This is a genomic window from Ferruginibacter sp. (assembly GCF_031430955.1).
GTDB lineage: Bacteria > Bacteroidota > Bacteroidia > Chitinophagales > Chitinophagaceae > Ferruginibacter.
The window spans coordinates 1-10,788 of record NZ_JANPCM010000704.1; the positions used below are offsets into that span (position 1 = coordinate 1).

General features: G+C 35.1%; 15 protein-coding genes. 8 read left to right on the forward strand and 7 right to left on the reverse strand.

Translation table 11 applies throughout. The features are described from left to right. The first annotated feature begins 274 nt into the window (after nucleotides 1–274). From ACY65O_RS20100 to ACY65O_RS20110, 3 genes are all read left to right on the forward strand, one after another. Complete coding sequence (locus tag ACY65O_RS20100) at nucleotides 275–1,024, forward strand: DUF6496 domain-containing protein (RefSeq protein WP_462222644.1); 750 nt, start codon at nucleotides 275–277, stop codon at nucleotides 1,022–1,024. 275 nt (nucleotides 1,025–1,299) lie between these two features. Further along, a complete protein-coding gene (locus ACY65O_RS20105; protein ID WP_462222645.1) occupies nucleotides 1,300–1,476 on the forward strand; it encodes a hypothetical protein in 177 nt (58 codons plus the stop codon). Further along, nucleotides 1,445–1,927, forward strand: coding sequence for a DUF6169 family protein (locus ACY65O_RS20110; protein WP_462222646.1), 483 nt, complete (start codon nucleotides 1,445–1,447; stop codon nucleotides 1,925–1,927). The genes ACY65O_RS20105 and ACY65O_RS20110 overlap by 32 nt, the downstream gene beginning before the upstream one ends. Nucleotides 1,928–2,028: 101 nt before the next feature. Here ACY65O_RS20110 and ACY65O_RS20115 read toward each other — a convergent pair whose 3' ends face one another. The 4 genes from ACY65O_RS20115 to ACY65O_RS20130 form a co-directional block, all read right to left on the reverse strand. Continuing rightward, nucleotides 2,029–2,307, reverse strand: a complete 279-nt coding sequence (locus ACY65O_RS20115) for a hypothetical protein (RefSeq protein WP_462222647.1) — start codon at nucleotides 2,305–2,307, stop codon at nucleotides 2,029–2,031. A 276-nt stretch (nucleotides 2,308–2,583) separates the two neighbouring features. Then, nucleotides 2,584–2,769, reverse strand: coding sequence for a hypothetical protein (locus tag ACY65O_RS20120; RefSeq protein WP_462222648.1), 186 nt, complete (start codon nucleotides 2,767–2,769; stop codon nucleotides 2,584–2,586). A gap of 25 nt (nucleotides 2,770–2,794) precedes the next feature. Continuing rightward, nucleotides 2,795–3,055, reverse strand: coding sequence for a hypothetical protein (locus tag ACY65O_RS20125; protein WP_462222649.1), 261 nt, complete (start codon nucleotides 3,053–3,055; stop codon nucleotides 2,795–2,797). 260 nt (nucleotides 3,056–3,315) lie between these two features. Beyond that, complete coding sequence (locus ACY65O_RS20130) at nucleotides 3,316–3,516, reverse strand: hypothetical protein (protein WP_462222650.1); 201 nt, start codon at nucleotides 3,514–3,516, stop codon at nucleotides 3,316–3,318. Nucleotides 3,517–3,582: 66 nt separating this feature from the next. Between ACY65O_RS20130 and ACY65O_RS20135 the strand changes: the two genes are divergently transcribed. From ACY65O_RS20135 to ACY65O_RS20145, 3 genes are read left to right on the forward strand one after another with little or no spacing between them, the layout of a single operon-like run. Further along, nucleotides 3,583–3,822, forward strand: coding sequence for a helix-turn-helix domain-containing protein (locus tag ACY65O_RS20135; protein ID WP_462222651.1), 240 nt, complete (start codon nucleotides 3,583–3,585; stop codon nucleotides 3,820–3,822). Between the two features lie 5 nt (nucleotides 3,823–3,827). Further along, on the forward strand, nucleotides 3,828–5,216 hold the full coding sequence (locus ACY65O_RS20140; RefSeq protein WP_462222652.1) for an McrB family protein: 1,389 nt from the start codon (nucleotides 3,828–3,830) through the stop codon (nucleotides 5,214–5,216). Beyond that, nucleotides 5,213–6,589 carry a hypothetical protein gene (locus ACY65O_RS20145; protein WP_462222653.1) on the forward strand — a complete coding sequence of 459 codons (1,377 nt, stop codon included), beginning with the start codon at nucleotides 5,213–5,215 and terminating at the stop codon, nucleotides 6,587–6,589. Before ACY65O_RS20140 ends, ACY65O_RS20145 begins: the two co-directional genes overlap by 4 nt. 311 nt (nucleotides 6,590–6,900) lie before the next feature. On the opposite strand, the gene ACY65O_RS20150 is transcribed toward ACY65O_RS20145, so the two are convergent. Both ACY65O_RS20150 and ACY65O_RS20155 read right to left on the reverse strand, forming a co-directional pair. Further along, complete coding sequence (locus ACY65O_RS20150) at nucleotides 6,901–7,080, reverse strand: hypothetical protein (protein ID WP_462222654.1); 180 nt, start codon at nucleotides 7,078–7,080, stop codon at nucleotides 6,901–6,903. Between the two features lie 5 nt (nucleotides 7,081–7,085). After that, a complete protein-coding gene (locus tag ACY65O_RS20155) occupies nucleotides 7,086–7,613 on the reverse strand; it encodes a hypothetical protein (RefSeq protein ID WP_462222655.1) in 528 nt (175 codons plus the stop codon). Nucleotides 7,614–7,721: 108 nt separating this feature from the next. On the opposite strand from ACY65O_RS20155, the gene ACY65O_RS20160 reads away from it, so the two are divergent. Both ACY65O_RS20160 and ACY65O_RS20165 read left to right on the forward strand, forming a co-directional pair. Then, on the forward strand, nucleotides 7,722–8,936 hold the full coding sequence (locus tag ACY65O_RS20160) for an NAD(P)-dependent alcohol dehydrogenase (RefSeq protein ID WP_462222656.1): 1,215 nt from the start codon (nucleotides 7,722–7,724) through the stop codon (nucleotides 8,934–8,936). 410 nt (nucleotides 8,937–9,346) lie between these two features. Further along, entirely contained in the window at nucleotides 9,347–10,150 is an 804-nt protein-coding gene (locus ACY65O_RS20165) for an N-acetylmuramoyl-L-alanine amidase (RefSeq protein WP_462222657.1), read from the forward strand. Between the two features lie 47 nt (nucleotides 10,151–10,197). On the opposite strand, the gene ACY65O_RS20170 is transcribed toward ACY65O_RS20165, so the two are convergent. Further along, nucleotides 10,198–10,371: a hypothetical protein gene (locus ACY65O_RS20170; RefSeq protein WP_462222658.1), complete on the reverse strand. Its 174-nt coding sequence runs from the start codon at nucleotides 10,369–10,371 to the stop codon at nucleotides 10,198–10,200. Nucleotides 10,372–10,788: the final 417 nt, after the last annotated feature.

The following is a 10,788-nucleotide window of genomic DNA, read 5'->3' on the forward strand; positions in this document are numbered from 1 at the left end:
GTAATCTTTTTCGGGTGGCTTTTTTGTTTCTTTTTTTCCACAAAAAAAGAAAAGAAAAAAGCTGCTGCAATTGAAAATATACAACCCAAGAATAAACAGTCATTGATATTTTAATTATAAAACACAAGCATTTACTCATGCAGGGGAATTTTATCAACAACATTCATGCATAATAACTCCATATTATTTTTTTAAGTTGCAATTAATACTGGTACAGTTTTGGTGAGTTAATTACAAACTAATAATTAACCATACTGGTTTTAAAAAATTAATTATGGCAAAATATTCTAAGGCAGCCCAAAAAGGAGTAAAATCTGCAATAAAGCGTATGGAGAAAGGAACACTACGCAGCGGCAGCACCGGCAAAAAAGTAATTAATCCCAAACAAGCTATCGCCATTGGTTTATCGCAGGCAAAAAAGAAAGGCGCTAAAGTGCCGGTAAAGAAAAAAGCTGCCGCAGTAAAAAAAGCCACACCAAAAAAAGCAATCAAAAAAAATACCGCAGTAAAAAAAGTAATGCCTAAAAAAGCGGCTGCAAAAAAGGCGGTCGTAAAAAAAATAGCCATAAAAAAGTCAACTTCTAAAAAAGCCGCACCAAAAAAAGTGGCCCCTAAAAAAGCAGTTGCAAAAAAAGCAGTAACAAAAAATATAACGGCTAAAAAAACAGCTCCCGCAAATCCGGCACCCGTAAAAGCATTTATTTCCCCATTAAGAGTTGTGCCGCCACAAACGCAACAGGCAGATAAAACACCCGACGCAACAAGTTTACCGCAGGCAAAAGAGTTATCCGAGGAGCTGGTAGAAAAAGCAGCCACTACCAATGTACCGGGCCCGGCAATAGAAGAACCATCGGGCAACGGTTTAACAGTACCTGCAAAAATAGAAGACCCGTTAACCAGTTTCGATAAACATGTGTATCAAAAGGCAACCACAAAAGGCGATCCGCACAGCAAACTGCATTTATCATCAGTAAACAAAAGTAGTATACGTCCATCGGGTAAAAAACCGCTGTGGCGTAAATAAAATAAAAGCACATTCCCTCTATATATACGTGATGTAAGGAGGCCTGTTAGCATATCACAGTTTTGATAACAGGCATGATGGAAAAAAGATTGGTTAAGCAATTAGCCAATCTTTTTTTATTGTAATAATTTATTGCAACTGCTTTTAAGCATTACACCGTTTATAAATAACTGATTATTTTTAGGCAAGTTGCAAAGCAAACTGGGAAGCCAGTATTTTTAGAGCCCGGAAATAGTATATTTTACTGCTTTTTTTGCTTATTTTTGTATCATACAATGCAAAAGAAAGCAATCATACCATCTTCTTCTTCCAACTCCAGGGGTGCTGCTATTTTTAAGAAAATACTTGAAGATAAGAATGCTATACACCAGCATTTACAAAAAGGCGGTAAAATTTCAGAAATAAAGGAAAAATTCAACTTTGTTAAGCCCATATCCATTACAGGAAAATGATGAATACTCTTATGAGTTTTTAACTGAGCAGGGAATAAAATATGCGATTTATTTTCTCGATTACAGTTATATGTTTTCCGATTATCCAGCCATTGCCGAAAATGTTTTTTCTTTTAACATTGATGTTGCGGAAGGTAATGCAGACAGCAGTATAAACGACGATAGAATTGGCGCTACCATACTGGAAGTATTTAAACTGTTTTTTGCAAAACTGCAAAATGTTACGGTATATGTTTGCGACAGTATTGATGAAAGACAACTGGCAAGAAAAAGAAAATTCGATTTGTGGTTTTGGAAATACAACGATGGCTCGTTACTTAAAGAAGACGGCATTGCATTGATAGAAGGCGTAGAAATTTATAATTCACTTCTTTTGCATAAAAAAAATATAAAGCTAACAGAGGTAATTCTTGCTTATAAAGAATTAAACGAAAGGGCCGGCGATAAATAAATTGTTTGGTTTTATAATTAAATAACTTTTTAAAGCTAACATCACCTTACTGCTAAACTTATATTTAAAACCTTTTATCCGGAAGGTATTTACAAAACCACTTAATACATTTCCATCGCCGCATTAATTTCTTCAATAGGGTTGCAGCCCAGTTGCTGCAGCACCGCATTGCAGCGGTACAGTAAAGCAGGCGCAATGTTAGCTGCATCGGCATGATTCCAAAAAGTAAGTAATAAGTTTTGCTGTATAGTACTCAGTGGTTCCTGCAGCCGTAAAATTAAATGGTGCAGCGCCGATATATCATCATCTTTTAAATGTTTAAAGCCGCCATTGGCCAAAAGGTCAATCGTAAGGCTGAGAATGGTTTTACTTTGCTGCATAAATAAGTTTTTACAGGTATTGAAGTTATTGGTATAACGTAAAGAAATTGTAAAGCTTGTGTTAAGCAATGGTGTTTGAGTGGGAATGTGGGAAGGGTGTGGATAAGGGAGTTTTTTTTGACAGAGGTGTTTAGCAACACTTTTTTATTATTACCGGCATTATCAGTAACAACCTGCACACATTTTTAAAAGCGTTCTTTAACTAGCTTTTATAAAAGCTTATTCGGTAAGTTTATAATACCAGGGCAATATTTTAAAAGATTATAAAACCAGGCATTAAAAAACATATTGCTCCAGGTCGCTGTCTTTATATTGGTAGTTAAAAATGTGCAGCATTTTATTTGCCATTTTTTTGCCCTCATTGTAAAGGCTTTTTTTATTTTTTGAGCGGTTTAATTTAGCAGCTATGGAAAGGGCAGTACGTGTTTTTTGCCTTTCGCCGGTAATGGATGACTTATGCATGACGTATATTTATAGATGTTATTATTTAGTGTCGTAAATTTTTCTCACTGTTACTCACAATCGGTAAAATTCGCCACCCCAATTTTCTTTGGTAAAGTTTACCCTGTGGTAAAGCCTTTGTTTTGGCCTGCCGGAAACTTTGCGAAAAGCCAATTTCAGGTTCAAAACAATCCGCTTCTCCAAGAGTAGTTTCCCACTCACCGTTAGTAACAGCTGTTAAGCCGTATGCCGTGGTATCGCCATAAAGGCCCGCCTGTAAAGCTGCTGCAAGGGGTTTATTTACCATAACCGTGTTTTATTATACTGCTTTAAAATTATGCCAGATTTTTTTAGTTAAAATTTAGCCGGTTGGGCTAATAACGGAAATAAATAAAAAAGCTTGTGTAAAGTGATGTAAATGGGCGGGGAATGTGGGAAGGGTGTGGATAAGGGGGAGTTTTTTGAGCCCGGCATTTGGAAGACTGTTGGGCTGCGGTGGCACTCTTGTGCGACATAACTTTATTGAGCTTTTATTATATAGGAGATTTGGAGGTAAATAATTCATTATTATTTTATTTCAAAAATCACCAAGTTTGAAACACCATAATCACCTAAGACTTCTTCAAGCAACTTTTTTGTAAAATCCGAGTTTCCTAAAAGTATTTGTGAGAAAATTTCAATTCTGTCATCAGCAGTTAATAAATTTAATTTCTCATCATCACGAAAAAAATCCATAAACTCTTCCCTTGTCGTTAATGTCGCTTCCATCTATAATAATTATTTTTTACGCAAGTTAAAACATGACCCTTAAAGTCCGTTGTATTATAAGCCACAATGTTTGACCTTCCTGGTATGGATATTAAATTGAAAATTGGACAGAGAATAAAGGAGTTAAGAAAGGTACTCGAACTCTCCCAAGAATCACTTGCATACAAAGCGGAGGTAGATAGAACTTATGTGACTGATGTAGAAAATGGAAGACGGAATGTTTCGGTTGAAATTTTAGAGCGGATTATAAAAGCTCTTGATGTTTCTTTTACAGATTTTTTTAATAGTAAAGAATTTAAAAAATAATTTTTATGAGCATTGATAATATTAAACAGTTTATTAAAGAAAGGGCGGAACAATTTGGAGCTAAGATTGACAATGAATTTAATAAACCATATGTTGAAAGAAACAATACAGGACAAGAAGCCTTAAAAGACAATGGAGCTTATTTTGGATTTATACATCCCGAAGAAGAAACTTCTGGTCCATTCCATGACTTTTCTTTAACCATATTTCCAAGTGACCAAGACAAACCTTGGCTTGTATGTTTAGGTATTGGTTCAAGTGGTTTTAAAAACGATTATGAACTTGCAACATATCCTGGGCTAAGACGACTATTTTCTAAGCTAATTAATGATAGGGGCTTTTGTAAATCTGACTTTTCTGACATTGAAACAAGTTTACCTAAGACAATAACTGGCAATCAAGACTTACAACATATCAAAAACACTATAAAAATTTACACAAAAGTTTTACCTGTATGCCAAATTGTAAATGACCCTGAAAGTGAGGATGGTAAAAAATTAATTGCTGCTTTTGTTGCTGGTTACGCAAAACTAAGAGACTGGCCATCGAACAAGGAACATAGAAAAGCAATATCTGATGCTTTGGAGCCATTCACCAAAACTAATGAGGTAAATGAAGTGGAAGAAATTACCAATCTTCTAAATGAAAGAAAATTTATTGTGCTTCAAGGTCCTCCTGGAACAGGTAAAACAAGGTCTGCAAAAGAAGTTGCAGAAAAAATTAAAGCAAAAACCTTCTTTACACAATTTCACGCAGAGACAAGTTTTTCAGATTTCATTTATGGTATTCGTCCAGACATTAATAACAAAGAGCTTAGTTATTCTGAAAGTTTAGGGAGCTTTACAGAAGCTTTAAAATATGCCATAAATAAAGGTGGAGAAAAAGTAATTCTAATTATTGATGAAATAAATCGTGCTAATCTTTCTAATGTTTTGGGACCGATATTTTACTTGTTTGAGCACAAAATGGATAAGTCAAATGTTGAAATAGAAATTTCACCAGGCTTTAAGATTAACAAACTTCCCGAGAATTTCTATGTTATTGCAACAATGAATACAGCAGACAGAAGCTTGGCAGTAGTTGATTTTGCATTGCGTAGAAGATTTGCTTGGTATTCATTAAAACCTAAGGAAATTAAAAATACAAAGTTCTTTAAAGGGGACTTTTTAAAAATTCAAGAAATATTTGACTGGTATGCATCAAGTAATGAACTTTCGTTACAACCTGGTCAAGGCTATTTTATTGCAGACAGCCAGGAAGAAATGAAAAATAGAATTAAATATGAAATATTCCCATTGATTAAAGAGTATTTGCAAGAAGGACTATTGAAAAATGCCAAAGAGGAGTTTAACAAATATTTCAATGATAGAATAAAACTTTCCCTTTTCGAATGATAGATTTTAAGACTGTTGATGTATTCGCAGAAATACCATGCTTAACAGAGAGGTCAGCTTTCTTAAGTGGAATTGCTTTGCAAAAAAAATGGTTTAGATCTGCGGATAAAAGAATTATAGGTCAGTATCTTCAAAAATTTATCGACTACAATTCATCACAATTCAAATTCTTAGGTGTTCAGCCTTTTATTATAGGAACTGACCAAAATACATCATTAGCTTTTCGATCTTCGAGCTACATTGGGACAATCCCTTTAAGAGCATCTGACACAGGGAAACAAATTGGAGACTTTGTTGTAATGCCACGATTTACGGGTCGTGACCGTTTTGAAGATTATATAGAAATTCTTAATTTACTTGGGACAGAAATAAGTCCTGAAGTAATTGATAGCTTGCCGTTGGCATCAGGAAAAAATTTTAGACCGCCATTATATCTTGAAGCCGTAAAGTTTATTGCATCTCTCGAAGCTTTGTTAATGAGACCTTGGCGAAAGTTTGATAATGTAGAAAAAATATCAAGCCAACCTTCTGGGCAAATTAATTGGAATAAATACATCAACAAAGAATACAAAGTTGAAAATCGATTGAAATTTCCAATTCGGAAAAATATTCTTAGTGAGTTTCATATTGAATATTCAGAAATTCGGTACGTATTTGATATTTGTAAAAACGAGTTGCTTTCTTCTAATACTCCGCAAAGAATAAAAAACACAATTAGGCCTAAGTTAAACTTTATCGAAGAAAAATTATATCTGCACAAACCTAAGACGACAAATACAATTTCAATTAAATCATCGGACAGTCCGACAATAAGAACTTGCAAGGAGCAAGCTAATAAAATACTAAATTTCACTTTAGTGGATAGTACAGCTTGGCGGGTTGACTTTTCTGATGTGTTTGAAAAATTTGTGCAATACATTTTCAAAGAAGTTGCAAAGGAAACCGGCGGAAAATTATTTACAAACTTCAAGTTTAATTCAAAAACATTAAAGCATTATTCCTGGGAATTAAAACACATTGAACCAGACGCAATTTATCAAAAAGAAAAATTTCTTTTATTCATTGATGCCAAATACAAATCAAATCTTTACAACAAATTTGACAATAGTGAAATACTTAAAGATGAATACAGGCATGATTTGCATCAAATTATGGCATATTCTTCCTTTAGTAAAACTGTTCTAAAATATGGATTTCTATGTTACCCATCCGACCATTTAGAATTAAAAACTATAAAGTATAAAAACACAATAAACGAGGTGATAAATACTGTTTCAGTGCTTGGGATACCTTTAAAAAAGGTAAGCATTAATGAAATAAAAAAGGCCTTAATTAGTGAGCTCGACAAAATTAAATTAACTAATTCTGTATAAAACAGGCATTAATAAATGTTTACTCTTCGGTATCATTTCCTTTAATGTGCTTCATAGCCACTCGCCGGTTTTTTACCCACACTTACTGTAAAAGTAAAAGATTTTGCTGCCGAACTTACCAGCCATAATGTTATTGAAAAAAATTTTGAAAGCTGATACTGCTATCAGTAAAGAACATGTTGATAACAACACTGCAGTAAGAAAAATGCTTAACAAAGAGGCGTACAGCCTGAACAATTACCTGCTGCCGAAGATGTAAAAAAACTTGCAATGAATATTAAAAAGAGAAATTAGAAAAATTGCTATTCGGCTTATGCAGGAATTTTTTTTCTTAAAGTTATCCTTTTTGTACGTTTTGCTTTAGTTGTTTTTTGGGCATGCTTTGCCTTGTAAGCCTGAATGTAATTGCTGATTGCAATTTCTTCATCCTTAGTTAAGGGTCGGCTGTTTATTACAAAATCGACTCCTGCCGGTTCTTTAATGTGTCCCATAATTGTTACGATTTAAAATATTTGTCAACTAATTTTTGTGCAACGCTTGTTTCAATAATCATCAAATGATTTCCAAAATGATAGGCACCCAGGCTTTTTTCATAGTGTTCAATCAACTTAGTTTTGGCCGTAAAAGAAAGGAAGCCATCAAAACCTCTTTGAAAAGAAACTTTACAGGCAAAGGCAACTAAGTTTCCCGGAACGCCTTCGTAAAGTTTGTTTCGTCCAAGGTTGAAGGGAGCGCTTTCAATCAGGTTCATGTAAATATGGTCGTACTTGATGGAAAAACTTAACAGCCCCTGAATAATGTTTGGATTATTATTAATAGTCAGTTTGTAAACTTCTCTTGTATTGTTGTTTAGTTCATCACGCCAATTAAAATTCCAACCGGTTTTCTTGGTAACTTCTTTCAGGTCAGCTTTAGTTACCCTGCTAACTTCAGTAACAAAACTATCACCCGAAATGGTGTTTTGAATGGAGTTTGTTAGCTTATCAATAACAAAATCGAGGTGTATGTTTTTCTCTTTTTTCACCCTGTAAAGTTAAGCAAAATAGTTGTAGTTATGTTTGATGCAAAATGTAAAAAAACTGGCAAATAAATATTAAAAAGAGAAATTGATTAAACCACAAATCTGGTATTATTGCTGCGTATAAATATGGCGCTGCTTTTTATCCTGCACACCTGCCCTGCAATAACTTTACAATCTTATCCTGCATCAAAAAAAGTTACCGCCAATCAATTAATAATTTATTATTTGGTTTATCAAACCTTTCTCGCCTACATTTGTTGCTCAATAAAAAATACATATTTTATGGCTTCTACAAAATCATACGCAGCACAAAATGCCACTGCAGCATTAGCTCCCTGGACGATTGACCGGAGAGACCCCAAACCACACGATGTACAAATAGAAATTTTATACTGCGGTGTTTGCCACAGCGATTTGCATACTGCCCGTAACGAATGGGGCGGCACCATGTATCCCTGTGTGCCCGGCCACGAAATTGTGGGCCGTGTTACTGCAGTTGGCGATCACGTAAAAAAATATAAAGTGGGTGATATTGCCGGCGTAGGTTGCCTGGTGGACAGTTGCAGGGAATGTGATAATTGCAAAAACGATCTGGAACAATTTTGCAGCAACGGCATGGTGGGTACTTATAACGGACAGGAAAAAGATGGCAGCGGCTATACTTTTGGCGGCTACAGTAAATCTATAACGGTGCATGAAGATTTTGTGTTGCACATTGCTGATAATTTACCACTGGAAGCGGTGGCGCCATTGCTTTGTGCAGGCATTACTACTTACTCGCCGCTGCGCCACTGGAAAATTGGTAAAGGCCATAAAGTAGGTGTACTGGGTTTAGGTGGCCTTGGCCACATGGGTGTAAAATTAGCGGTAGCAATGGGTGCCGAAGTTACTATGCTCAGCCACTCGGCCAGTAAAGAAACCGATGCAAAAAGATTGGGTGCTCACCAGTTTGTATTAACCAGCGATGCGGCACAAATAAAAAAAGTTACCGGTTATTTCGATTTTATTTTAGATACGGTTTCAGCCGATCATGATTATAATTTTTATTTGGGTTTGCTTAAAACCAATGGTGTAATGGTTTGTGTGGGTGCGCCACCATCGCCTGCACAGGTGCCGGCATTTAATTTAATTTTCGGCCGTAAAAGTATTGCCGGTTCTTTAATTGGCGGCATTGCCGAAACACAGGAAATGCTGGACTACTGTGCCAAAAATAATATTGTAAGCGATGTAGAAGTAATTGCCATAAAAGATATTAACGAAGCCTACGAAAGAATGCTGAAGGGAGACGTGCGGTACAGGTTTGTGATTGATATGGCAACGTTGTAGTAAGGAATTTGGAATTGGTAATTAGGAATTAGGAATTGGGTTTTAAAATTGTGATATTATAGCTTTAACGAAGCTGCCTTAAACAGGCAGCTTTTTTTATTATATTGCTCAACAGTTTTAAATTTAAAAAACTTCCTTTTAGTTATAAGAAATTGAAATTAAGAGTAGAGATTTAATGCAGAGTTTACAGTAGTACAAAAGCTAATTAAAGCTATATGGCAGGAACGGGCTGTATTCGTTCCTGCCTTTACTTTTTTGTTACTTTTTTTGTCAAGAAAAAAAGTAAATAAAAGAGAGCACAAAGAAATACATTTTATAAATAGCAATATTTTTTGCAATTAATTTAAATATTTTCAACGGTAAAATATCAACACCATTTATAGATTACCTTTCCCCTTTAAAAAATTACAATGAAATTTACATTAATTATAGCTGCCCTTATTTTACTCACCAACAGTTGCAGCGTTAATAAATATGCCGCTACCAACCGGAGCTATAAAAAACAAACCAAAGCATTTGCAAAACAATTACGTAAACAACCCCATGCCATCGACAGTGCAATGATGGCACAGCAATGGGTGGGCACCACCAACTTTGGTATGCGTAAACCCAACTTTGTAATTATACACCACACCGCACAAAACGCCTGCGACAGTACACTTCGTACTTTTACACTGCCACGTACACAGGTTAGTGCACATTATGTAATTTGTAAAGATGGCACCATACACCACATGTTGAACGATTACTTAAGAGCATGGCATGCAGGCAACAGTAAATGGGGTAATGTTACCGATATTAACAGCAGCAGCATTGGTATTGAATTAGACAATAATGGTTTTGAAATTTTTACTGATGCACAAATAAAAAGTTTGCTGCAGGTTTTACAGCAATTAAAAAAGAATAATAATATTCCCACAGCAAATTTTATTGGCCACAGCGATATTGCGCCTAAAAGAAAAGTGGACCCCAATAAATATTTTCCCTGGCAGTTGCTTGCGCAAAATGGTTTTGGTAATTGGTACGACACTGCCAATGTACAACTGCCACAAAATTTTAATGCCCTGCAATCGTTACGCATTGTCGGTTACGATACCAAAGATTCTGTTGCCGCCATTAAAGCTTTTAAATTACATTTTGTGCAGCAGGATAGTATTCCTCAACTAAATGAAGCGGATAAAAAAATTATTTATGAGTTGAGTAAGAAATATTGAATGTATAAAACTGCAATTTTATAAGAAGAAAAACTTTTATAACATTACTACTTGGCTTTAGCCAATTGTTTGGGCAAACCAACGGCTTTAAGTAAGGCTTTTGCAGCAGTAGCTTTTTTTATAAAGAAGGGATGTTTTTCGTAATTGCCAACTTTGCTGTCAACTACTGCAAAAGTTTTTTTATTTTTTGTATTGCTCTTATGTTTTGCTATTGCGCTCATATTTCAAAATTACAATTTATACCCAATCGGACATTGAAAATATACTGTCAGCCTGAGCTTGTCAAAGGCGGGTTGACTCTTGCACCCGGTTTCGACAAGCTCAACCTGACATTTTTTTACCAGGTAGATTAAATGTCCCATTGGTATTTTATAAAGCTAATATTAAAGCATTTGTCATATTAAAAAATTAGTGGCAGAGAAATTAGCTTAATATAGAAATAATCCGAATCTCACTTTGTTGTTTATTGCTTTTGTTACCTTAGCATTTCAATCATCATGCAATGAAAAAAATAACACTCTCCATAATTGCTTTTGTGTTTTTAACCACAAGCATTACTGCTCAAAAAAAAATAACCCTGCCCAACGGCTGGAGCCTTAGTCCGGCAGGCAAAAGCTTGCCGCTTGGAGACCTGCCAC